Consider the following 21,891-nt stretch of genomic DNA (forward strand, 5'->3'; position numbering starts at 1 on the left):
CGCTACGGGCGGGGGCGGTGGTGCGGGATCAGCCGGGCAGGTTCAGCGTCACCCGGTCCTGCGACGGACCCGGTGACACCCAGCCCGACGCTCTTCCCGCGTAGGAAGAGCCGAACTCCCTTGTGCCCGTGCTCAGTTGCTGCGCCGTGCCGCTCGGCGCGGTCGCCGTGACCGTGACCCCGCCGGGGGCCCGCACCGTCACCGACGTACCGATCCGGTACGCGGTCACCTCTCCGTCGCGCACCGCCGCGCGCCAGTCGGCGCGGGCCTTCATCTCGGCGCCGAGCTGCGCCATCGGCAGGTTCACGACCGGGGCGGAGGACGTGAACAGCGCGGAATACGTGTCCAGGACCCGGTCCAGGACCGGGTAGGCGATGCGGTCCTCGGCCAGGTTCGACTGGTGGATGAAGTGCGGGCTCGGATCGTTCGACAGGACGTGCCCGAGGGCCGTCGCGGCCTCCAGCGGCACGATGTACGACGTGTAGCCGGTGGCCGTGTCCAGCGGCTCGTCCAGGCACGTGGTCGTCGTGGAGCCCTCGCAGATCCCGCTGCCGCCGTCGGCCGTGCTCGTGTAGATGTAGTTGTACTCGTCGACCTGCTCGGCCGCCCGGCCCGCGTTGTAGAAGACGTTCATCGGGTGGCGCGGCACCGTGAGCGCGGGGCCGACCAGCCGCTGCGCCGGGTCGCGGGAGGCGTCGGAGCCGAGGGACGCCACCCCGTTGTCCGTCAGCGCGCCCGCCAGGTTCGGGTTGTCGTCCGGCTGCTGCGGCAGCACCTTCAGACCCGAGTGCTCACCGGTGACCAACTCGGTGGTGTCCAGGTCGAGTCCGTTGCGCTGTCCCCACGCCCGGTTGTCGGAGATCTGCCGCGAGATCTCCGTGCGGGACACGTACCGGGTGGAGCCGCCGGCGTCCGTCGCGCACTTCCACGGGACGACGCTCACGTCCTGGACGCAGCCCAGAAACGGGTGGTCGTAGGTGTGGTTCACCCAGCGGTACGCGGCCCGGTCCGTGACCAGCCGGTCGGCGAGGGCGTCGGAGCCGTCGTTCTCCTGCCGGTACAGCTCGCTGCCACCGCCGTTGTAGACCATGTCGAGGGTGAACCCGCGCAGGCGTGACCACTGCGCCGCGTAGGCGGCGTCGGCGGTCGTCATCCGGATCGGGTCCGGGGTGCCCTGTCCGGGCGGGCAGTCGACGTCGCCCGGTGTGCAGTCGAGGGTGGTGTCCCAGCGGTCGTCGGCGGCGAACACGTCGTCCACGTGCACCGCGAAGTAGTTGCGGGAGGCGCCCAGGTGCACGCCCTGGGTCATCCAGTCGACGATGCCGCGGGCGAGCAGCCGGAACTGCTTCTGGTACTGGTTGTAGACGAACGTGACCACGAGTTCACGGCGTCCGTCGTGCTTGTACTCGCCGACCAGCGAGCCCCGTTCATCCGTTCCCGGGATCGCCGCGTCCACGTAGCTCGTGAAGTCGGCGTCCTGCGCCGGGTGCGCGAGGAATCCGTAACTCTCGTCCACGGAAGGAGAGTTGTCCTCGAAGGGTACGGAGCCGGACAAGTAGCCGAACGCCGCGGCCTTGCCCGCGTCCGTGACCCGGCCGGCGGCCCCGTCCAGTGACCCGCTGAACTCCGGTACCTGCAGGCCGACCTCGGGTCTGGCGTACGTATAGGCGTCGACCTGCGGAATCGCATAGGTGCGCTCGAAGTCGGCGAGCGCCGCCGCTTCCGCCGAGCCGGTGCCGAACGGGTTGTCGTCGGGCAGGACGACCGCCTGGTACCTGGCGCGGGGCCGGCCGTCGACGGTGTCCGCGAGGAACGCCGCGTCGATCGCCGGGCGGTCCGGTCGTCTGAGGTCCACCGTGGTGAACGGCGTTCCCTGGCTGGCGAGTTCGGCGGAGAGCGCCGCGGTGGCCGGACCGCCGTCCGTCACCACCAGGATGCGTAGGTCGACACGGGGTTGCTCGTCGGCCGCCGCGGACACCGGTCCGCCGGGCGTCGCGAGCGCAAGGAGCAGAGCGCCGGCACCGAGGGCCGCCGCTCGTGCGGAGCGATTCATGTGGTGGTGGTCCCCTCATGGTCGGGCGCGCGACGGCTCCCCACCGTCGTGCGCCCGCCCCCCAGCGGCGCGCCCGCATGTAGCTGTGCGTGTCCGCGCCGCTCTGACGCGTCACATAGTGCGTCCAGCCCGGGAGCTGTGTGCGGATTCTGTGGAACGTGGCGGAAAATGAGAGCAGCCGCCAGGCGGTGCGTCGGGTGGTGCCCAGGGGGGTCGAGGTTCGCCGGAGCGAAGAGTTCCGGAGCGGGTTGGCCGCTCAGGCGTATGCATGCCACGTGCACGTGTCGTCGTGCTGTGCGGCGGAAACCGGTTCCACGCAGAGAATCGAATCGGCCAGTGACACAAGGTCAGTTGAGGGGCTCCTGTGCGGATGCAAGCATTCTGTGCATGCGGGGTCCTCCGCACCCGGCCCGCCTACCCCGCGGCCCGGACCGCCGCCACCGCCTTCCGCGCCGCCACCAGCACCGGGTCCCACACCGGCGAGAACGGCGGCGCGTACCCCAGATCGAGGGCCGTCATCCGCTCCACCGTCATGCCGGCCGTCAGCGCCACCGCCGCCACGTCGACCCGCTTCGCCGCGCCCTCGCGCCCCACGATCTGCACCCCGAGCAGCCTCCCGGTGCGCCGCTCGGCGAGCATCTTCACCGTCATCGGCGCGGCCCCCGGGTAGTAACCCGCCCTGCTCGTCGACTCGATGGTCACCGCCACGAACTGCAGCCCCGCGCGCCGCGCGTCCTTCTCGCGCAGCCCCGTGCGCGCGATCTCCAGCTCGCACACCTTGCTCACCGCGGTCCCCACCACACCGGGGAACGTCGCGTACCCGCCGCCCACGTTCGACCCGATGATCTGCCCGTGCTTGTTCGCGTGCGTGCCGAGCGCGATGTGCCGCTCGCGCCCCGACACCAGATCGAGGACCTCGACACAGTCGCCGCCCGCCCAGATGTCCTCATGGCCGCGCACCCGCATCCCCAGGTCGGTGAGGAGCCCGCCGTGCTCGCCCAGCGGCAGTCCCGCGTCCCTCGCCAGCGCCGTCTCGGGCCGTACGCCGATCCCCAGCACCACCACGTCCGCGGGGAACTCGGCGTCCGCGGTCGCCACGGCCCGCACCCGTCCGTCGTCCCCGGTGAGGATCTTCGTCACCTCGGCGTCGTCGACCATGGTGATGCCCAGGCCCGTCATCGCCCCGTGCACAAGGCGTCCCATGTCCGGGTCGAGCGTCGACATCGGCTCGGCCCCGCGGTTGACGACGGTCACCTCGTACCCCCGCCGGATCAGCGCCTCGGCCATCTCCACGCCGATGTACCCGGCGCCCACCACGACGGCCCGGCGCCCCTTCGTCGCCCGCAGGGTGTCGAGCAGCGCCTGCCCGTCGCCGAGCGTCTGCACCCCGTGCACCCCGGCCGCGTCCATCCCCGGCAGGTCCGGGCGCACCGGGCGCGCCCCCGTCGCGATCACGAGCTTGTCGTACCCGACCCAGTACTCGGCCCCGCCGTCGACCTCGCGCGCCCGTACCCGTCGCCCCTCGACGTCGATCCGCACGACCTCGGTGCCCGTCCGCAGATCGATGCCGCGCTCCCGGTGCTCCTCGGGCGAGCGGGCGATCAGCTCGTCCCGCCCGGCGACCTGGCCGCCCACCCAGTACGGGATGCCGCACGCGGAGAACGAGGTGAACTCGCCCCGCTCGAAGGCCACGATCTCCAACGCGTCGAGGCCGCGCAGCCGGCGCGCCTGCGACGCGGCGGACATGCCCGCCGCGTCGCCGCCGATGACCACAAGCCGCTCACGCGCAGAGTTCTCAGTGCTCATGCGCCCCACGCTACGTGGGCCGCCCGGGTCAGTCCTGCTGGTCGGGACCCGGCTCCGGGTGCGCGGGCAGCGGGCCGAGCGCCGTGTGCACGGGCCGGCTCCCGGCGCGCCGCGGCAGCCGGGGACGGACGAACCGCAGCCACAGGAACACCAGCAGCGCCGCGACCGCCGCGAACGGCAGCACGGCCGCGACCGCCATCGCCAGCCACTTCAGCACCGTCACGAAGGCGCTCCAGCCGCCCGACAGCGCGTCGAGGAAGCCGGGATCGTCGTCCTCGCCGCCCGCCGCCTTCGCGGGCGCCTCGGACAGCTTCAGCGTGATCGTCGCGAGCGTCGTCCGGTCCTTCAGCGACGCCTGCTGCGCGAGCAGCGCCTCCAGCTCCGACTGCCGGCTGCTCAACTCCCCTTCCAGCGTCACCACATCGCTCAACTTCGAGGCACGGTCCATCAGTTCCCGCACCCGCGCCACGCTCGCCCGCTGCGACTTGATGCGGCTGTCCACGTCGACGACCTGATCGGTGACGTCCTTCGCGGTCACGTTCCGCTTCACCAGGCGCCCCGCGCCCGAGAGCCGGTCGAGCACGTCCTCGTACGCCTCCTGCGGCACCCGCAGCGTCACGCGCGACCGCTCGCGGCCGTACCCGTCGCGGTCCGTCGTCTCGTTGCCGACCAGACCGCCCGCCTCCTCGGCGACCGTACGTGCCTTGTCGAGCGCGTCCGGCACGTCCTTGACGCGGACGGACACCGTGGCGGTCCGGATGACGTGGACCCCGGCGAGCCGGGCGGGCTTTCTCGTGCCCGACGACTTGCCGCCGGACCGGCTGCTGTCGGCGGCCCCGCCCGCCTCCTGCGGGGCGGCGGCCTCGCCGCCCGCGTCGCTCTTGGTATCGCTGCTGCCGCCGCTGGCGGCCGAGCAGCCCGTGAGCGCGAGCGCCGCGGTCAGCAGCAGCGCGGCCAGGGCACCCGCGGGCCGTGGTCGTGTACGGGTCGTTCCGGACGTGTGCATCGTCGTACCCCCGGGGGACGTGACGGTCATCGGACGCCTCCTTCGACGCGCGAGTGGGCCGTCCGGTGGTTGCCGGGCGGTCCCGAACCGGTCACGGTCGGGACTCGTCGGCGACGGGGCCGCGTTCTGACAGAGTGGGGGCATGCGCGAAACGGACACAGGTACGGGAACGGGACGGGGCCGCGAAGTCCTCGTCATCGGTGGCGGCATCGCGGGCCTCGCGGCGGCGCACCGATTGCTCGACGCCTCCGACGAGGACGACCCGGTGCGGGTGACCGTCCTGGAGGCGTCCGACCGGCTCGGCGGCAAGCTGCGCGCGGGCGAGATCGCCGGGGCCCGCGTCGACCTCGGCGCCGAGTCGATGCTGGCGCGCCGCCCCGAGGCGGTGGGCCTGGCCCGCGAGACCGGCCTGGCGGACCGCCTCCAGCCGCCGTCCACGGCGACCGCCTCGATCTGGACCCGCGACACCCTGCACCCGATGCCCAAGGGCCACGTCATGGGCGTCCCCGGCAGCGCCGACGCGCTCGCCGGCGTCCTCTCCGAGGAAGGCCTGGCCCGCATCGAGCGGGACGCCGACCTGCCCCCCACCGAACTCGGTGACGACGTCGCCGTCGGCGAGTACGTCGCGGCCCGCCTCGGCCGCGAGGTCGTCGACCGGCTCGTCGAACCGCTCCTCGGCGGCGTCTACGCCGGCGACGCCTACCGCATCTCCCTGCGCAGCGCGGTACCCCAGCTGTTCGAGGAGGCCCGCCGCCACCGGTCCCTGACGGCGGCGGTCCGTGCCCTCCAGGCCCGCACCGCGCAGAACCAGCAGACGGGCCCGGTGTTCATGGGCATCGAGGGCGGCATCGGCACCCTGCCGGGCGCCGTGGCCGACGCCGTGACCCGGCGGGGCGGCACGATCCTGCTCGGGGAACGCGCGACGTCCCTGGGAGCGCGGGGGGCCGCACGCGCCGCCGCGGACGACGCGGGGACGTCCGCCGACCGCGAGCCCCTGTGGCGCGTGGTCACCGAACAGGGCCGCACCTTCACCGCCGACCAGGTCGTCATCGCCCTGCCCGCCCCGGCCGCGGCCAGCCTGCTGCGCACCGCCTCCCCGCTGGCCTCCCAGGAGCTGCGCGGCATCGAGTACGCGTCCATGGCCCTGATCACGATGGCGTACCGCAGGAGCGAGGCCCGCCTCCCGGAGGGCAGCGGCTTCCTGGTCCCGCCCGTCGACGGCCACACCATCAAGGCCGCCACGTTCGCCTCCCACAAGTGGGGCTGGATCGACGCAGAGAACCCGGACCTCCTCGTCGTGCGCACCTCGGTCGGCCGCTACGGCGACGAGAAGGACCTCGGCCGCGACGACGCCGAGCTCGTCGACATCGCGCGGGGCGACCTGCGCGAGGCCACCGGCCTGACGGCGGGCCCGGTCGCGGCCCACGTCACCCGCTGGCAGGACGGCCTGCCCCAGTACCCCGTCGGCCACACGGACCGGGTGGCCCGGATCCGCGAGCACATCGGCCAGCTCCCCGGCCTCGCCGTGTGCGGAGCCGCGTACGACGGCGTCGGCATCCCGGCGTGCATCGCGAGCGCGTACGCGGCCGTGGACGAGCTGCGCGGCGACACCGGCACCCGTGAGGAGCTGAAGGCGAACCCGGTGCAGAGCATGCACGGCGGAGCAGGAGAATGAGGGCATGAGCGACGACACCCCTACCACCGCAGCCCCCGCCGAGCGGATCCCGAACAAGGGCAAGCTGGCCAAGGACCTGAACGAGGTCATCCGCTACACCCTCTGGTCGGTCTTCAGGCTGAAGGACGTGCTGCCGGAGGACCGCGCGGGTTACGCGGACGAGGTCCAGGAGCTGTTCGACCAGCTCGGCGCGAAGGACGTGACGGTCCGCGGCACCTACGACGTGTCCGGGCTGCGCGCCGACGCCGACCTCATGATCTGGTGGCACGCGGAGACCGCCGACCAGCTGCAGGAGGCGTACAACCTCTTCCGCCGCACCAAGCTGGGCCGCGCCCTGGAGCCGGTGTGGTCGAACATGGCGCTGCACCGCCCCGCCGAGTTCAACCGCTCGCACATCCCGGCCTTCCTGGCCGACGAGACGCCGCGCGACTACGTCTCCGTGTACCCGTTCGTGCGCTCCTACGACTGGTACCTGCTGCCCGACGACGAGCGCCGCAAGATGCTCGCCGACCACGGCAAGATGGCCCGCGGCTACCCGGACGTGCGCGCCAACACGGTCGCGTCGTTCTCGCTCGGCGACTACGAGTGGATCCTGGCCTTCGAGGCCGACGAGCTGTACCGCATCGTCGACCTGATGCGTCACCTGCGCGCCTCCGAGGCCCGCAAGCACGTGCGCGAGGAGGTCCCGTTCTACACGGGCCGCCGCAAGTCGGTCGCCGAACTGGTGGCGGGCCTCGCGTAGGGCGCGTCAATTCGGTTGCTCCCACGTCCCGGCTCGGGCTTTCATCGAGAGGCCCGAGCCGGATGACGTAGAGGTGGTGTTGTATGCCCACGGCCCTTGGGACCGTTCTCGCATCTTGTGCGTGAACTCCCAGGATGCGAGGCGGAGTGCAGAGACCTCAGTCCCTTCCGCATCGCTCAGGAGTCGTTTCCACGATGTCCCGCAACACCTCCAGGCGGGCGCGCACCGAGGCGCGCGCCCAGTCCTTCCGCTGCCTGAACTGCGGTCTCGACGTGTCGATGACCGCCGTCGGCACGGGCCACCGCAATCACTGCCCGAACTGTCTGTGGAGCCGTCACCTCGACGACACCCCGGGCGACCGGGCGGCCGACTGCGGGGCCCGCATGGAGCCACTGGCCATCTCCGTCCGCAAAGACGGCGAATGGGTCCTGGTGCACTCCTGCACCGGCTGCGGCGTCCTGCACGCCAACCGCACGGCCGGTGACGACAACGCGCTCCCCCTGACGCGACTGGCGGTCCGCCCGCTGGTCCAGTCCCCGTTCCCCTTCGAACGGCTCGGAGCGCTCTAGGCAAGGCCCTTCCCGCAAGGCAGGAGCGGAGCTCCCGGGCTCCGCTCCTGCCTCGGGTCAGCCGGCCCCGAGGGGTTCGTCGGACAGCCCGCGCGACCCGGCCCCGAGCGGCGTCGGTTCCGCGTGCGCGGCACACGCCGCGGCCCGCCGCAGCGGCACCTGACCGTCCAGCACGTACGCGTCCAGGTGCCCGTTCACACACGAGTTGGCGCCCCCGGCGATGCCGTGCGTCCCCGCGCCCCGCTCCGTCACGAGCACCGAACCGGCGATCCGCCGGTGCATCTCCCGCGCGCCCTCGTACGGCGTCGCCGCGTCCCGCTCGGCGGCCAGGATCAGCGTGGGCGGCAGCTCGCCCGGCAGTGTCCGCACGTCGACCGGCTGCTGCCGCGGCGCGGGCCAGTACGCGCACGGCAGGTTCATCCACGCGTTGTCCCACGTCTCGAACGGCGCGTGGCGCGCGAGCCGCGTGTTGTCGCGGTCCCAGGTGCGGAAGTCCGTCGGCCAGGCCGCGTCGTTGCACTCGACCGCCGTGTACACGGCGGTGCCGTTCTCGTTCTCGGCGGCGGCCTCCGGGCTCGGCGCGGCCTGGGAGATCAGCGGCTTCGGGTCGCCCTTCAGATACTCCGACAGCGCCACGGCCCGCATCGGCCAGTAGTCGTCGTAGTACCCGGCCTGGAGAAAGGCGGACTGCAACTGCCCGGGGCCGACCTTGCCGCCGGCCGGCTTGTGCGCCAGCTCCGCGCGCACCCGCTCGTACGACGTCAGCACCTCCTCCGCCGTCCTGCCCAGGTGATACGTGGCGTCGTGCTTGGCGACCCACGTCCGGAAGTCGGCCCAGCGCCCCTCGAACGCCGCCGACTGCTCCAGGTTGTTGGCGTACCAGATCCGGTCCGGGTCCGGGTTCACCGCCGAGTCGAAGACCATCCGCCGCACGTGCGAGGGGAACAGCTGCGCGTACACGGCCCCGATGTACGTGCCGTACGAGGCACCCATGTACGTCAGCCGCCGCTCGCCCAGCGCGGCCCGCAGCACGTCCAGGTCGCGGGCGTTGTTCAGGGTCGTGTAGTGCGCGAGGTCCGGGTTCTTCGCGCAGCCGCGCGCGTACGCCTTCGCCTGCGCGACGCGCTCCCTCTTGTACGAGGCCGAGGGGTGCGTCGGCGCCTGCGTGGGGGCCTGCGCGAAGTGCTTCGGGTCCTGGCAGGACAGCGGCGCCGACCGGCCCACACCGCGCGGCGCGTAGCCCACGAGGTCGTACGCGGCGCCGATGCGCTTCCACTCGGGCATCAGGCCGGCCAGCGGGAAGTACATGCCGTTCCCGCCGGGCCCGCCCGGGTTGAAGACGAACGCGCCCTGCCGGGCGACCTTCTGCCCGCCCTGTTTCCCGGTGGCCTTGATCCGGCTGACGGTGAGGGTGATCTGCCGGCCCCGCGGGTGCGCGTAGTCGAGGGGCACGGTCACGGTGCCGCAGGTGACCGGCTCGGGCAGGTTCTCCGCGGCGGGGCACGTGCCGAACCGGATTCCGGCGGCCGCGGCCCGCTCGGCGGCGACGGCGGTGCCCAGCGTCTTCGGGGAGTCGGGCCCCGTGGGCGTGGCGCTCGCGCTGCCCGCGGGCGCTGCCACGAGCGCCGACAGGACCAGCGATCCCGCGGCGGCGTAGAGGGCGGATGCTGCTCTCATCGCTTGGGTGCATCCCTTTCGTCGAGCTCTCGAACCCTTGCGGCTCGGGATCAAAGGGATACTTGGGGCGGTGGTTGGCGAAGTAAAGCACCTGGTCGCCGGTGTCGGATCAATGACCCCGATGCGCCACCCGGGGGATTCTCAGGTCACGGCCCGGCGGTGCTCCGGGCCGTCGCCGAGGGCGGCCCGCAGCGCCGGGTCGTCCACCGCACGCACCCCGCGCACCGCGACCGCGAGCAGGCTGCCGGTGCCCTTGGGCAGGGCGGCGAGCAGCCGCTGCCCGGTCGGCGAGGCCCAGCGCGTGTACGGGTGGATCTCTATGCGGGCGATGACCAGACAGCTCAGCGTGAGCAGCAGCGGCAAGGCGAACCAGACCGCCACCGGCAGCCCCGGCCCGCCCGGCCGGCCCGGCATCAGCACGGCGACCGCGCCCAGACCCACCACCGCGACGGCCGCCAACTGCACCTGGCGCACCGCCTCCGCGACCGTCGACCGGGCCGCGTCCGGCACCGCGAGTCCGGCCGCGATCAGCCGCTCGGCCAGCGCGCGTACGGCGTCGCCCGCGGCCGTGGCCACCCGCAGCGGCGCTGTCAGCGACTGCCCGGCCGGACCGATCGCGCCGATCACCGAACGCTCCATGTCGTCCCCGCCCACCGGGTCGACGACCGTCGCCCACCCGGTGTGCGCGAGCAGCAGCCGACGGCTGCGGGCCATCGACACGAGCGTCACGTCGGCGACCCGGGCGGGCCCGCCGGACAGGAACGCCGCCTCGTACAGCGACAGTTCGCGCCCCCGGTGCGCGTCGCCCGCGGCGCGCTCGCCGTCGGCGGCGCGCACGGCCGCGAGGCACAGCCGCCCGCAGGACAGCCCCGCGACGCCGCAGGCCAGAACGAGGAACAGGACCCAGAACATGCCGTGTTTCTACGACAGGTGTTCGGGTAGGCGCTACGGCCCGTTCAGTATGCGGACAGAGCGTTGCCGGTATGTGACGTTCCGTCTGTTGTCCTTCATGGCCGCGGAGCCGCCCGCGGGTCACGTCCGGGGACGGGACGCCGCCGGCGGCAGGGTCAGCGACGGCGTCGGCGTGACCGGTGTCGCCGAGTCCGGCGACGCCGTCGGCCCCGGCGGGGCGGGGGAGCGGGTCGCGGGCGGCGGACTCGCGGTCGCCCCGTCCCGGGCCAGCGAGTCGAAGTCGACGAGACCGGTGGCCTCCAGGACCGTGATGTGGTCGAGGACGGTGGTGTTCGCGTCGTCCGCGAGTTCCCGCACGAGCGAGTTCCGGGTCGAGGCCCGGACCTGGGCCACCAGCGAGAACACCTGGCCGTGCGCGCGGCGCAGGATGTTGGCGAACTTCCGCTCGTAGTCGTCGCCCTTCGCCGCCGTCAGCGTGCGCAGCCAGCTCTGCTGCTGGGGGTTGGGCTGGTTCGGCAGCTCCAGATTCAGCTGCGCCGCGACCTCGCGCACCCGGGCGTCCAGGAACGTGTGCCCCTCGACGAGGTGCTCGCCCGCCGTCTCGACCGCCTTGCTGGGCGCCCGCTCCTCGGCCTGCTGGCCCGCCGGCATCTCCCACAGCCCGGCCAGCCGCACCTTCGTGACGAAGATCCGGTCCGTGGCCGACAGCGGGCCGAATCTGGTCGACACGGTCTGGGCGTTGAGCGTGTCCAGGCCGGTGCCCGAGCGGTCGGCGTACGACCAGATCGGAAAGACGAGGGCGGCGAACGTCGCCACGAGCCCCGTGACGATGAGCGCGGTGCCGTTGACGCGGGCGCCGCCGGATGACGAGAGCAGTCGCATGGTGCCTCCTGGTGCGGCACCGCACGCTAGTGCGCCCCGGGCACGGGGTGCCGGGCATCAGCCCCGACTACGCCACCTTCGGTACGGGGCACGGGGGTTGTGCGGGCCCGCGCGCCCCGCAGGCGTCAGTACGGGACGGGCGGCCCCGACGGCCGGTCAGCCCCGGCGCAGCGCGAACCGCGCGGCCCGCAGGGCCCGCGCCACCGGGCGCCCCGCCAGCGACGCCGGGCCCGACCGCTCCAGCCACCAGTCGGTCAGCTGCTTGCGGGTGAACGGCTCGCCGACGCGCTGCTCGATCAGCAGGTCCTCGGCGAAGTCGAGCGCGTCGCGCCGGTAGCCGCCCGTCATGGGCCGCTCCTGCGCGTACGCCAGGAACGCCGTGCGGTACGCGTCGCGGCCCAGGATGGACGGCAGTTCGGGTGCCACCTTGGCGACGACGTCGGCCCGCTTGCCCGCCAGGGCCCGGCTCTGCACGGCGAGCCGCGTCCGGTCGAAGCCCTCCGGAGCGGGCGTGCCCGCGACGAGCGAGGAGAGCAGGGCGGCCTGGGCGAGCGCGACCCGACCGCGCACCGCGTCCTCGACAGGACGGTCCGCGCCGGGAGCAGGCCGCACCGGAGCGGCGACAGGCGCCCTCGGCACGGCAGCGGCCACCGTCTCCCGGATCGTCGCCACCTCCCGCTCCAGCTCCCCTTCGGCGGGGAAGTTCTCGTCCCGCTCCAGCAGCACGCCCGGCGGCGTCACCCGCGACGCCAGGTCGGCGAGGACGTCGAGGACGGGCCGCGGTACCGGGTGGGCGTGGCTGTCGTGCCAGACACCGTCCCGCTCGAAGCCGCCCGCGACATGGACGTACGCGATGGCCTCGACGGGCAGCTCGTCCAGGGCCTTCGCCGGGTCCTCGCCGCGGTTCACGTGATTGGTGTGCAGATTCGCCACGTCGATCAGCAGCCGCACCCCGGTGCGCTCCACCAGCTCGTACAGGAACTGCCCCTCGGACAGCTGCTCGCCGGGCCAGCCGAACAGGGCCGCGATGTTCTCCACGGCCAGCGGCACGGGCAGCGCGTCCTGCGCGATCCGGATGTTCTCGCACAGCACGTCGAGCGCGTCACGGGTGCGGGGCACCGGCAGCAGGTGCCCGGCCTCCAGGAGCGGCGACGCGGTGCGCTCGCCGCCCGCCCTGACGAACGCGATGTGCTCGGTGACCAGCGGCGAACCCAGCGCCTCGGCGCGCGCCGCGAGGTCCGCGAGTCGCTGCCCGTCCGGACGCTCCGCCCCGCCGAGGCCGAGCGACACCCCGTGCGGCACGACGGTCACGCCGCGCTCGGCGAGCCGCAGCAGGGAGTCCGGCAGATGCCCGGGGCAGAGGTTCTCGGCGACGGCCTCGACCCAGTCGATACCGGGCATGGCCTCGACGACGTCGGCGATCTCGGGTCGCCAGCCGATCCCGGTGCCCAGGCGTGCCAGTTGCTGCATGGTCGTCCCCCTCCTCCGCCGTGACAGTCCGCTGCGGCGTGCTGTTCTCATCACCCCGGCGGGCCCGGCCGAACCCAGGAGGAAGGACGTTCAGAGCAACATTTGAGGTTTCGCGCGGGCTCCCGGGCACGCGAGGGAGCGGCCGCCGCCGGCGGCTGAGCCGGCATCGGCGGCGGCCCGTGAGCACGGGAGGGCGCGTCTCCCCCTGCGCGGTTCCCGTGCTCACCGTCCCCACCGGCCCGGAGGCGTGCGGGAGTTCGCCCCGCAGGAGTCGGGAGGACGGGGGGCCGGGTGAGTGTCGGCGAAAACGACCCGGCCGCCTTCGGCGCGCCATGCGCGGTGCGATCCCGGGGTCTCGGGGCGGAACAGGCCGGCCGCCGATGTGCCGGAGCCGGCTCGTCCGAGTGTGAAAGTCGTCGGACAAGTCGATGCTAGGCCGCCGTGCGCCCGCTCGCCAGGGTGTGAACCCGCAACTTTCGGACCCGCTCACCGCCCAGGCCGACGTCAGATGACCGAGTTCCTGCCGGGGCGGACGAGGCCCTTCCCGGGCCCCGCACACGCCCCGGCCCGGCCCGGCCCGCGTACCTCAGCGCGCCCGCCGGCCCGTCACCGTCGGCCGAGATCCGACAGCAGCCCGCCCTCCCGGGCCCCCTCCGCCACCACCGTGCACGAACCCGGCGCGATCTCCGTGAACCCCGCGTCCCGCACCACCGGCAGCCCGGCCGTGGTCAACGGCTCCCAGCGGGACCGGTCCGCGACCCGGACCGACAGCGGGAAGCCCGCCTCGCGCCACTCCTTGCGCTGCGCGTCGGACAGCTCCCACCAGGCCAGTTGAGCCCCGTGCCCGGCCTGGGCCATCGCCTTGCCCGCGGTCATGTCGAGATCGGGGTTGAGCCACAGCACCGGCGCCGCGGGATCCGGGGCGGACGGCGGCTCGGGGTCGTCGAGGTCCGTGCCGGACACCTGGAGCCGGGCCAGATCCTTGGGCCAGCCGTCGAGCGGGACCGGCGGGAAGACCCGCACCTCGGCCGACCCGCCCGTGACCGTGATGCCGTCGAGCGCCTCCGCCCGACGCCACTCGGCGCCCCGCGCCCGCCGCACCACCTTGCGGATCCGGGCGTCCTGCCAGTCCCGCATCGCCGCCGCCCACTCCCCGTCGCCGAGGGACCGCTCGTCGGCGAGGATCACCAGCACCGCGCGCGCCGCCGTCTCCAGCGCGTCCGTGCGGGCCGGCGGCGCGGCGCGCTCGATGCGCACCACGAGCGGCAGCACGAACTGCGGTGCCTCGTCGCGCGCGGTGCGCCCGTCGCGGAACGGGCTGTCGGAGTTCTGGGGCGTTGCGGTGTCGTCGCTGGTCACGCCCTCCAGTCTGCCAGCAGCCCCGCGCACAGAAGGCCGCCGTCGCCCAGGCCCTGCTCGCTATCCGGAGCAGGCCGTGCGCTGCGCCTCCTGCCACTCGCACACCGGGCACAGCGTCGCGCCCTTGGCGGACTCCGGGTACTCGGTGGGTTCCCGGCACAGCACGCACTCGGCGAACGGGCCTTCGGCGGCGGCCGCGGGGCGGTCCGCGGGCCGGGCGCAGGAGCCGGCCGCGTCCTCGTCGGACCCGGCGGCCTCGACGTCCTCCGTGTTCTCCATGCCTCTCAGCGTACGGTCACGCCTTCCGGGCCGCCCCGATCAGCTCGGAGACCTTCACGAACCGGTAGCCCTTGGCGCGCAGTGCCGGTACGACGGACCGCACCACCCGCTCCGTCGTCGGCGCCGCGCTGCGCGTGCAGTGCATGACGACGACCGAGCCGGGCCGCACCCCGTCGAGCACCTGCCGCGTCACCGCGTCCGCGTCCGTGGCGAACGCGTCGCCGCTGACCACGTCCCACTGCACGGCGGTGACCCCGGCGGGGATCAGCGCCTTCAGCGCCTGCTTGTCGTAACAGCCGCCGGGGAAGCGGAAGTACGGCACCATGTGCGCGACCCCCGCCTTGCGGAACGCGGTGAACGCCCGCTCGACGTCCGCGCGCATCCGCCCGGCCGGCACGGTGGGCAGGCCGTAGCAGTCGCCGGTGAAGGCGTAGTGGCTGTACGAGTGGTTGGCCACCTCGAAGAGCGGGTCGCCCCCGATGTCCTTGGCCTGGGCCGGGTACTGATCGGCCCAGCGGCCGGTCATGAAGACGGTCGCCGGAACCTTCAGCGCCCGCAGCGCGGCGATGAGCCGGGGATTGTCGAAGTGCTCGCCGGAGGCGGCGCGGGCGCCCTGGTCGGCGGTCATGTCGGCGTCGAAGGTGAGCGCGACCGTCCGCTCCTTCGCCTTCGGGACGCTCTTGAAGACGGGGGTGAGCCCCGCCGGTCCCGGGGCGAGTGTCGACGGCCCGGTCGGCGCCGTGGCCGAGGGGCTCACGGCGGGCCGGCCGGCCCGCCCCGGGTGCGAGGGCTCGGCGCCGCCGGAACAGGCGGCGGCGCCGAGCGCGAGGGCGCCGAGGGCGCAGGTCAGTACGGTGCGACGGAGGGAGCTGATCACCCGGCGACGATAACTCTGAAAATGGTATTAATCGGGCAATTCGGGGGCGGTCTCGCGCCACAGCTCCCTCCGGTCCCCGAACGGGTCAAAGGCCACCTCGCCCACGCGATCGCCCCCGGGCTCCCCGCCGAGCAGCATCGTCGCCCGTCCGCCCGGCTCGAACCGCGGCCACGACGGCAGCAGATGATGGGCCGGTGCGCCTTCCCGCGCGAAGTGCACCCAGGCCCCGCTCATCGCGTCGGCGAGCGGCTGCGCGGGCTCGTCGCCCAGCCAGGCACGCAGGCCCGGGCCGTCCAGCACGTCGAACACGTACGGGATGTCGAGCGTGTGCGCGGCGCCGAGCAGCCCGCCGAGCGCCGGCGTCGGCTCCCGGAACAGATACGACCACACGCGCCCGCCGCCCTCGGCCGCCGCGTCCAGCAGCGCGTCGGTCGGCTCACGGAACAGCCCGTCGGTGAGCAGCGCCGCGAGCGTCCCGCCCGAACTCTCCTCGTGCGCACGGTAGACGGAGCGCGCCCGCGCCCGCCGTTCCGCGTCCGGGAAGGCCCCGGCGAGCGCCGCCTCGACGTCGTCCTCCGTCGCGCCGGGCCCGAGCCCGACGAACAGCCGCCCCTCGTGCTCGGTCGTCCCCGCGATGACGGGGATGTGGGCGCAGGACCCGTTGCGCAGCGCCCGCAGCGGATGCAGCGGCAGCACCGCCCCGTCCACGACGGGCGTGAAGGGAATGTCCCGCACGGGGTACCGCCGCACCAACTCGTCCTGCGCGGACAGCAGTTGCCCGGAACTCGCCTCCCGTACGTCCGTGACGCCCGTCCGCTCCTCCAGTACGGCGGCGTACGCCCGCGCCACCTCGCCCGCCCCGGCCGCCGAGCGCACCGCGCGCACCGGCGGGCTCTGCAGGATCGCCCGGTGGATCAGCGGGCGGGCCGCGGGCGCCCCCAGCAGCGCGGCGACACTGCCGCCGCCCGCCGACTCCCCGAACACGGTCACCCGGCGCGGATCACCCCCGAAGCGCGCGATGTTGTCCCGCACCCAGGCCAGGGCGGCGATCTGGTCCTGCAGCCCGAGGTTGCCGGACCCGGCGTACTCCTCGCCGAGCAGCTCGGGCACGTACAGCCAACCGAGAGCGCCCAGGCGGTAGTTGAGGGAGACGACCACGACGCCGTACCGCTGGGCGAGCCGCTCGCCGTCGGTCCACACCTGATGCCCGTACCCCTGGACGTAACCGCCGCCGTGCACCCACACCAGCACGGGACGGTCCGAACTCCCCTCACGGCTCCACACGTTGACGGTCAGAGACCCGGCCTCGTCCGTCGCCACCCGGCCCGCCCCGACCACGTCCTCCAGCAGCGGATCGGGGCCCTGCGGCGGAGCGGGCGACGCGACCCGGCAGTCCCGCACCCCGCTCCATGCCGCAGGCTTCCCCGGCGGCCGGAACCTCGCCGCGCCCACCGGATCGGCCGCGTAGGGAATCCCCAGGAACCGCCGCACACCGCCGCGCAGCCGGGTGCCCCGCACCTCGCCACCCGTGGTGAGCGCGGTGACCTCGTCCACGGTCACAGCCAGCCCTCCAGCGACTTCATGAAGCCCTCGAAGTCGTCGCGGTGGATGGTGTGCCCGGCGCCCTCGACGGTCCGCACCTCGAACCCCCGCCGCACCAGCTCCTCCTTCAGCTCCTGCGGCACCAGCAGACTCGGCCCGGCCGCCTGCACCAGCGACGGCACCACGGCCCGCGCGGGCGTACGGTCGACGGCGTGCTCCCCGGCGACGGCCAGTGCGGAGCGCGGATCCCAGTCGGCCAGCGTGGCCAGCTCGACGTCGATGTCGGCGTCCTCCCACCGCGGATTGAACTGCGCGATGAGCTCGCGCGGCGCATGGCGGAACTCCATGAACAGCGCCGGGTCGACGGACTGCGTGAGCGCCCACGCCGGATCGCAGTACACGGCACGCCGCGGGGCCAGCCGTTCCACGGCGAGCGCGAGCGCCAGCCCGCCGAGCGAGTGCCCGAGGGCCAGCTCCGCCCCGGCGGGCAGCGTCTCCACCAGGTCGTCGGCGAACGCGTCGACGCTGTACGTGCCGCGCCCGCTCGCCCCGTGCCCGCGCAGGTCGACGCCGATCGCCCGGTAGCCCCGCTCCGCGAGCGCGGGCCCCACCCGCCGCCAGGTGCGGTGGTCCGACATGATCCCGTGGACCAGCAGGGCGACGCGGTCACCGCTGCCCCATTCCCGGGTGTGCAGCTTCATCAGGGATGCCTTTCTCTTTCGTACGGTGCTCAGCGCACGCCGCGAATGGGACGTACGGCGAGCGCGCCCAGCACGGAGAGCACCGCGCCGACGACGAACAGGGACGTGTAGCCACCGCAGGCCGAGACGATGACGGAGGCGACGAAGGGGGCCAGGATCTGCGGCCCGGCGCTGGCCATGTTGAGCACGCCGAGATCGCGCGCCGCATCGCCCTCGCTCGGCAGGATCATGGTCACGAGGGCGTTGTCGACGGCCATGAAACACCCGAAGCCCAGGCCGTTGAGCACGGCGAAGACGAGCATCGCGGGCCAGGTGGGGGACACCCCGGGTATCAGCAGCGACACCGCGGACACCAGCGCGGAGACCCCGACGAAGAGCTTGCGCCGGTCCAGCCGGTCGGAGAGGACGCCGCCCGCCACCGTCGCGACGGCCATCGCCACGGACGACAGCGGGGCGAGGATCGCGACGGCATCGGCGGGTTCCATCCCCTTCGGCAGCTCGATGTGATCATCCAGGATGTAGAGCTGGTAGCCGAAGACGCAGAAGTAGCCGAGGACGAGCAACGCCCGCCCGACGAAGGCCCACATGAAGTCACGATGGCGCAGTGCGCTCATGAACGCACCGAACTGCCGCTTCAACGGCACCACTTCGGCCGCCGGCCGCCGCTCCTCGCGCGTTCCGGCCGTGAAGACCACGGCGGCGACCGCGACCAGGAGCCCGAGCACCAGATAGCCGGTCCGCAGGTGATCGCTGAACGCGGCTCCGAGCAGGGCGCCCAGCGTCGAGCCGACGGGCATCCCGAGCCCGACGGCGGCGGAGGCCCGGCCCCGGGCGGACAGCGGCACCCGGTCGGGGACGACGGAGGTGAGGGCGGCCTGAAGGACGTTCATGACCGCCTGCCCCACGCACCAGGCGAGGGCGACGAGCAGCACGGTGTCCGCACCGCCGAGCAGCGCCATGGCGCCCACGGCGGCGAGCCCGCCGCCGAGAATCCAGGGATTGCGCCGCCCGGACCGGTCGGACAGCGCGCCGGCCACCGGATTGAAGAGGGTGGCGAACACGGCACTCACACCGCTCACCAGCCCCAGCGCGGCGACCTTGCCGGCGCGGTCGATCTGCTCGATCTGCAGGGGCAGCAGCACGCCGCCCACCCCGATGTAGAGGGTGTACATGGCGGTGTTGCCGAGGGTGAGCAGCGGCAGCAGGCCGCGCGGGGTGCGGACGGCGGCCGCGGGATCTCGCTGGGCGGAAAGGGCCACGTTGCCCTCCTCCTCATGACGGGCCGACCCTGACGGCGGCGTGGGTGACACGTGTAACCTGACACGTGTAACGGAGTTTTTAGCACCCGGCAGGTCCCCGCACCAGACCCGCGGCCGAAAAAGCCCGCACCAGGCCGCTGTGAAAGGATGCGCACCAGCCATGAACGACAGCGCAGAGCGCGAGCCCGCGCCCACCAGTGCCTCGGTCGCCCGCCACGCCGGGGTCTCCCGTGCGACGGTCAGCTACGTCCTCAACGGCCAGGCGGCGGGCAGGGTCAGCGCCGCCACCCGGGCCAAGGTCGAGCAGGCCGCGCAGGAACTCGGCTACGTCCCCCACGCCGCCGCGCGCTCGCTGCGCTCGGGCAGCAGCGCCCTGGTCCTGATCGCGGTCCCGGCGGACCGGGTCCCCGCCTTCGGCCCGCTCTTCGCCACGTTCGTCGCGCGGTTCCAGACCGCGCTGGAGAAGCACGGCTACACCGGAGTCCTGCACGGGGCCCGGGCGGACCGCTCACCGCAGGACACCGCCCGCGCCTGGGCGGAACTGCGCCCCGCGGCGGTCCTCACCACCTTCGGCGCCCCCCTCACCGAGGAATCGGTCGCCATACTCCACCGCTCGGGCACCCGGGCGGTCCTCTCCTTCGGCCCGCCCCCCGTCCCCGGCGCCCACGGCATCACCCTGGACCAGGAGGAGATCGGCGCGGTGGCCGCGGCCCATCTCCTGTCGTCCGGCCGCCGCGAACTGGGCGTGGTGGTTCCCCAGGAGCACGGCCTGGAACCCTTCAGCGCCCCACGCCTCGCGGGAGCGAAAGCCGCGACGACGGCTTTTCGCGGCGCGAACCTGACCCCGCTCCCACTGGCCCACACCGAGCAGTCGGCGGCCGAAGCGGTCGCGAAGGCACGGCACTTGGACGGTATCTTCGCGTACAACGACGAGTACGCGATGCTTCTGATGCGCGCCCTGCAGGACGCCGGTGTCGACGTCCCGGGCGACACGGCCCTGGTCGGCGCCGACGACCTCCTCATCGCCCGCCTGCTGCGCCCCCGCCTCACCAGCGTGCGCAGCGAACTCCCCGAGCCGCACGAGGTGGCGGGCCTGATCGACCGACTGATCACGGACCCCTCGGTCCGGCCGGGGGTGCACTACCGCTCGACGGCGCACATCGAGCCGCGAGAATCCTCCGCCTGACCCGCGAAGAAATCCCGCGCCGGCCTCTGGCACCCCCGTGGTGACACGTGTAACCATCGCGCAGCCCACCCGCACTCCGAAAGGTGCCCGATGGCCAAGCCCCCGCCTGCCCGCGCTCGCGCGCAGCTCCTCGCCTCCCTGACGCTCCTCCTCGTCCCGCTCGCGACAGGGGTATCACTCAGAGCCGGCGCCCCCCACCCTCTCCAGGTCCTGGACGACACCTGGCTGCGCTGGATGGGCGGCCCGCACAAGGGAGTTGCCGCAACCCTGGCGTCGGCGCTCAACTGGTTCGGCGGCCCGTACGGAGCGCTGGTCCCCTTGGCGGCGACGGCGCTCCTCCTCGCTCTCCGCCGCCCCCGCCAGGCGCTCTTCGTCTTCACGGCGACACTGCTCACCCACCTCGCGGTCCAGGCCCTCAAGCACGTCGTCGACCGCCCGCGCCCGGCTCATCCCTTGGTGACGGTCGACCACGGCTCGTTCCCCTCGGGCCACGCGGCGACGATGGCGATGACGGTCGTGGCGATCACCGCGCTGCTGCCTGCGGCGGCCCGGCGTCTCTGGTACCCGGCGGCCACGCTGCTGACTCTGGCCATGATGTGGAGCCGTACGTGGCTCCACGCGCACTGGCTCTCCGACACGGTCGCCGGGGCGGTGGCGGGAACGGGGGTGACGTTGCTGGTGTGGTGGGCGTTCGGCCCGCTCCGGAAGCCGGCCGATCCGTTGCCCGGGACTGCCGCACAGGCTCCGGGGCGACGCGCCTCGATCGCCGGAGGGGCTTGATCTCCAGGCCCCACCGGCGATCACTCGCGTACGAGACGGGAGGGGCCGGTCTGGGTATGTGCGCGCGCAGCACAGACCACGCGGTGACGAAGCCCGAAGCAACCGGCGAGGCCATCAAGATGGCGAGCACGGAGATGCCCAGGGCGGCCCCGTACCCACCCACACACCTATCGGAGGCGACGGAAAGCCGCCCTCCACAGCCCGGACGGCCACCCTCCCTTCATCGCGAGGCCCCGCGCAGACGCAACGCCCCCGCGACCCCGTCGAAGAACGCCGCATGCGCCGCCGCGCTGGCCGGAATCTCCGGATTCCACGGCAGCACCACAGCCCGCTCGGCAACGGCGGCCCACTGCGCGTCCCCCGCATACTGCGACCGCGGCGCCGCATTGGCCCGGGCATCCACCAGCACCACATCCGGCGCCAGTTCGGCCGCGTCGGCCCACGACCCGGTGTGCCAGTTCGCCCCCGGCCCCTCGGGCGGCTCGACCGTCCGCACCCCCAGCCCCGTGAGCGCGCTCAGATCGGGCCACTTCCCGGGCCGGGCGAGGTGCACACTGTCCGCCCCGCCGGGCGACAGGGCCAACACCCGAACAGCCCCGGCCCCCTCGGCGACACCCCTCAACTCCCGCTCCGCACGCGTGAGTTCGGCAAGCGCTCCGGCCTCCTCCGCCACCCCGAGCGACCGCCCGAGCTCCGCGACCCGCTCCCGCACGGCGGCAAGCCCCCGCCCCTGCCCCACATCGATCACGGCGACCGGGACATGCTCCTCCAGATGCTTCGCCACATCCGGCTCGACCCCGTACACCTGCCCGCCGCCGTACGTCAGCGCCACGACGAGATCGGGCCGCACACCGAGCACGTCGTCGAGGCCGAGCCCCGCCCCGGCCCCCAGATACGAGATGTCGTCGAGCGGCAGTGCCCCGGACTTGGCGCGGTCGGCTCTCTCCCCGTCGTGGTACGAACCGAAGATGCCCACGGGGCGTATCCCGAGGTCCCAGAGGCTCGCCCCGGCCTGTATGTAGGCGACGATCCGCGTCGGCGCCTCTGGCGCGGCGGCGACATGCCCGCGGTCGTCGGTGAACTCCCACGCTGTGGTTGACCGTTCTTCCATGCTGG

At 73.5% G+C, this 21,891-nt stretch carries 19 protein-coding genes; 5 read left to right on the forward strand and 14 right to left on the reverse strand.

Going from position 1 to position 21,891, the window contains the following annotated elements; genetic code table 11:
* Window positions 1–28: 28 nt before the first annotated feature.
* The 3 genes from ACVHNB_RS10510 to ACVHNB_RS10520 all read right to left on the reverse strand — a co-directional run bounded on the left by ACVHNB_RS10510 (window position 29) and on the right by ACVHNB_RS10520 (window position 4,895).
* Window positions 29–2,053, reverse strand: coding sequence for a hypothetical protein (locus ACVHNB_RS10510; RefSeq protein WP_456227891.1), 2,025 nt, complete (start codon window positions 2,051–2,053; stop codon window positions 29–31).
* A gap of 414 nt (window positions 2,054–2,467) precedes the next feature.
* Complete coding sequence (locus ACVHNB_RS10515; protein ID WP_456227892.1) at window positions 2,468–3,859, reverse strand: FAD-dependent oxidoreductase; 1,392 nt, start codon at window positions 3,857–3,859, stop codon at window positions 2,468–2,470.
* Between the two features lie 28 nt (window positions 3,860–3,887).
* Window positions 3,888–4,895 carry a DUF4349 domain-containing protein gene (locus tag ACVHNB_RS10520; RefSeq protein WP_428951654.1) on the reverse strand — a complete coding sequence of 336 codons (1,008 nt, stop codon included), beginning with the start codon at window positions 4,893–4,895 and terminating at the stop codon, window positions 3,888–3,890.
* A gap of 112 nt (window positions 4,896–5,007) precedes the next feature.
* Between ACVHNB_RS10520 and hemG the strand changes: the two genes are divergently transcribed.
* From hemG to ACVHNB_RS10535, 3 genes are all read left to right on the forward strand, one after another.
* Complete coding sequence (hemG, locus tag ACVHNB_RS10525; RefSeq protein WP_428951653.1) at window positions 5,008–6,540, forward strand: protoporphyrinogen oxidase; 1,533 nt, start codon at window positions 5,008–5,010, stop codon at window positions 6,538–6,540.
* A gap of 4 nt (window positions 6,541–6,544) precedes the next feature.
* Window positions 6,545–7,282 carry a hydrogen peroxide-dependent heme synthase gene (gene hemQ / locus ACVHNB_RS10530; protein WP_428951652.1) on the forward strand — a complete coding sequence of 246 codons (738 nt, stop codon included), beginning with the start codon at window positions 6,545–6,547 and terminating at the stop codon, window positions 7,280–7,282.
* 194 nt (window positions 7,283–7,476) lie between these two features.
* The gene (locus ACVHNB_RS10535; RefSeq protein ID WP_428951651.1) at window positions 7,477–7,851 is read left to right on the forward strand and encodes an RNHCP domain-containing protein; all 375 of its coding nucleotides are present in this window, start codon (window positions 7,477–7,479) and stop codon (window positions 7,849–7,851) included.
* A gap of 57 nt (window positions 7,852–7,908) precedes the next feature.
* Here the strand turns inward: ACVHNB_RS10535 and ACVHNB_RS10540 are convergent, their stop codons facing one another.
* From ACVHNB_RS10540 to ACVHNB_RS10585, 10 genes are all read right to left on the reverse strand, one after another.
* On the reverse strand, window positions 7,909–9,528 hold the full coding sequence (locus ACVHNB_RS10540; RefSeq protein WP_428951650.1) for an alpha/beta hydrolase: 1,620 nt from the start codon (window positions 9,526–9,528) through the stop codon (window positions 7,909–7,911).
* 141 nt (window positions 9,529–9,669) lie between these two features.
* Window positions 9,670–10,440 (reverse strand): TIGR04222 domain-containing membrane protein, encoded by a 771-nt coding sequence (locus ACVHNB_RS10545; protein ID WP_428951649.1) that lies wholly within the window; start codon window positions 10,438–10,440, stop codon window positions 9,670–9,672.
* 120 nt (window positions 10,441–10,560) lie between these two features.
* Window positions 10,561–11,322, reverse strand: a complete 762-nt coding sequence (locus tag ACVHNB_RS10550; RefSeq protein WP_428951648.1) for a DUF4142 domain-containing protein — start codon at window positions 11,320–11,322, stop codon at window positions 10,561–10,563.
* 156 nt (window positions 11,323–11,478) lie between these two features.
* Window positions 11,479–12,792 (reverse strand): DUF692 domain-containing protein, encoded by a 1,314-nt coding sequence (locus ACVHNB_RS10555; RefSeq protein ID WP_428951647.1) that lies wholly within the window; start codon window positions 12,790–12,792, stop codon window positions 11,479–11,481.
* 606 nt (window positions 12,793–13,398) lie between these two features.
* Window positions 13,399–14,151 (reverse strand): peptidyl-tRNA hydrolase, encoded by a 753-nt coding sequence (locus ACVHNB_RS10560; protein ID WP_456227893.1) that lies wholly within the window; start codon window positions 14,149–14,151, stop codon window positions 13,399–13,401.
* Window positions 14,152–14,211: 60 nt separating this feature from the next.
* Window positions 14,212–14,430: a hypothetical protein gene (locus tag ACVHNB_RS10565; RefSeq protein WP_428951645.1), complete on the reverse strand. Its 219-nt coding sequence runs from the start codon at window positions 14,428–14,430 to the stop codon at window positions 14,212–14,214.
* A 16-nt stretch (window positions 14,431–14,446) separates the two neighbouring features.
* Entirely contained in the window at window positions 14,447–15,307 is an 861-nt protein-coding gene (locus ACVHNB_RS10570) for a polysaccharide deacetylase family protein (protein ID WP_428951644.1), read from the reverse strand.
* A gap of 27 nt (window positions 15,308–15,334) precedes the next feature.
* Window positions 15,335–16,867 (reverse strand): carboxylesterase/lipase family protein, encoded by a 1,533-nt coding sequence (locus ACVHNB_RS10575; RefSeq protein WP_456227894.1) that lies wholly within the window; start codon window positions 16,865–16,867, stop codon window positions 15,335–15,337.
* Window positions 16,864–17,550, reverse strand: a complete 687-nt coding sequence (locus ACVHNB_RS10580) for an alpha/beta fold hydrolase (RefSeq protein ID WP_428951642.1) — start codon at window positions 17,548–17,550, stop codon at window positions 16,864–16,866. The genes ACVHNB_RS10575 and ACVHNB_RS10580 overlap by 4 nt, the downstream gene beginning before the upstream one ends.
* 29 nt (window positions 17,551–17,579) lie before the next feature.
* Window positions 17,580–18,809 carry an MFS transporter gene (locus ACVHNB_RS10585; protein ID WP_428951641.1) on the reverse strand — a complete coding sequence of 410 codons (1,230 nt, stop codon included), beginning with the start codon at window positions 18,807–18,809 and terminating at the stop codon, window positions 17,580–17,582.
* 160 nt (window positions 18,810–18,969) lie between these two features.
* Between ACVHNB_RS10585 and ACVHNB_RS10590 the strand changes: the two genes are divergently transcribed.
* Complete coding sequence (locus ACVHNB_RS10590) at window positions 18,970–19,995, forward strand: LacI family DNA-binding transcriptional regulator (protein ID WP_456227895.1); 1,026 nt, start codon at window positions 18,970–18,972, stop codon at window positions 19,993–19,995.
* 90 nt (window positions 19,996–20,085) lie between these two features.
* Window positions 20,086–20,775, forward strand: a complete 690-nt coding sequence (locus tag ACVHNB_RS10595) for a phosphatase PAP2 family protein (RefSeq protein WP_456227896.1) — start codon at window positions 20,086–20,088, stop codon at window positions 20,773–20,775.
* Between the two features lie 220 nt (window positions 20,776–20,995).
* Here the strand turns inward: ACVHNB_RS10595 and ACVHNB_RS10600 are convergent, their stop codons facing one another.
* Window positions 20,996–21,886, reverse strand: coding sequence for an ABC transporter substrate-binding protein (locus ACVHNB_RS10600; RefSeq protein WP_456227897.1), 891 nt, complete (start codon window positions 21,884–21,886; stop codon window positions 20,996–20,998).
* Between the last annotated feature and the right edge of the window lie 5 nt (window positions 21,887–21,891).

It is taken from the genome of Streptomyces sp. YJ-C3, assembly GCF_053891275.1.

Excerpts from the sequence above, each read along its gene's own strand:
- ACVHNB_RS10550 (WP_428951648.1), bottom strand. The coding sequence starts at position 11,322 with ATGCGACTGCTCTCGTCATCCGGCGGCGCCCGCGTCAACGGCACCGCG.
- ACVHNB_RS10600 (WP_456227897.1), bottom strand. The coding sequence starts at position 21,886 with ATGGAAGAACGGTCAACCACAGCGTGGGAGTTCACCGACGACCGCGGG.
- ACVHNB_RS10540 (WP_428951650.1), bottom strand. The coding sequence starts at position 9,528 with ATGAGAGCAGCATCCGCCCTCTACGCCGCCGCGGGATCGCTGGTCCTG.
- ACVHNB_RS10520 (WP_428951654.1), bottom strand. The coding sequence starts at position 4,895 with ATGACCGTCACGTCCCCCGGGGGTACGACGATGCACACGTCCGGAACG.
- hemQ (WP_428951652.1), top strand. The coding sequence starts at position 6,545 with ATGAGCGACGACACCCCTACCACCGCAGCCCCCGCCGAGCGGATCCCG.
- ACVHNB_RS10590 (WP_456227895.1), top strand. The coding sequence starts at position 18,970 with ATGAACGACAGCGCAGAGCGCGAGCCCGCGCCCACCAGTGCCTCGGTC.
- ACVHNB_RS10535 (WP_428951651.1), top strand. The coding sequence starts at position 7,477 with ATGTCCCGCAACACCTCCAGGCGGGCGCGCACCGAGGCGCGCGCCCAG.
- ACVHNB_RS10595 (WP_456227896.1), top strand. The coding sequence starts at position 20,086 with ATGGCCAAGCCCCCGCCTGCCCGCGCTCGCGCGCAGCTCCTCGCCTCC.
- ACVHNB_RS10515 (WP_456227892.1), bottom strand. The coding sequence starts at position 3,859 with ATGAGCACTGAGAACTCTGCGCGTGAGCGGCTTGTGGTCATCGGCGGC.
- hemG (WP_428951653.1), top strand. The coding sequence starts at position 5,008 with ATGCGCGAAACGGACACAGGTACGGGAACGGGACGGGGCCGCGAAGTC.
- ACVHNB_RS10510 (WP_456227891.1), bottom strand. The coding sequence starts at position 2,053 with ATGAATCGCTCCGCACGAGCGGCGGCCCTCGGTGCCGGCGCTCTGCTC.
- ACVHNB_RS10565 (WP_428951645.1), bottom strand. The coding sequence starts at position 14,430 with ATGGAGAACACGGAGGACGTCGAGGCCGCCGGGTCCGACGAGGACGCG.
- ACVHNB_RS10580 (WP_428951642.1), bottom strand. The coding sequence starts at position 17,550 with ATGAAGCTGCACACCCGGGAATGGGGCAGCGGTGACCGCGTCGCCCTG.
- ACVHNB_RS10545 (WP_428951649.1), bottom strand. The coding sequence starts at position 10,440 with ATGTTCTGGGTCCTGTTCCTCGTTCTGGCCTGCGGCGTCGCGGGGCTG.
- ACVHNB_RS10555 (WP_428951647.1), bottom strand. The coding sequence starts at position 12,792 with ATGCAGCAACTGGCACGCCTGGGCACCGGGATCGGCTGGCGACCCGAG.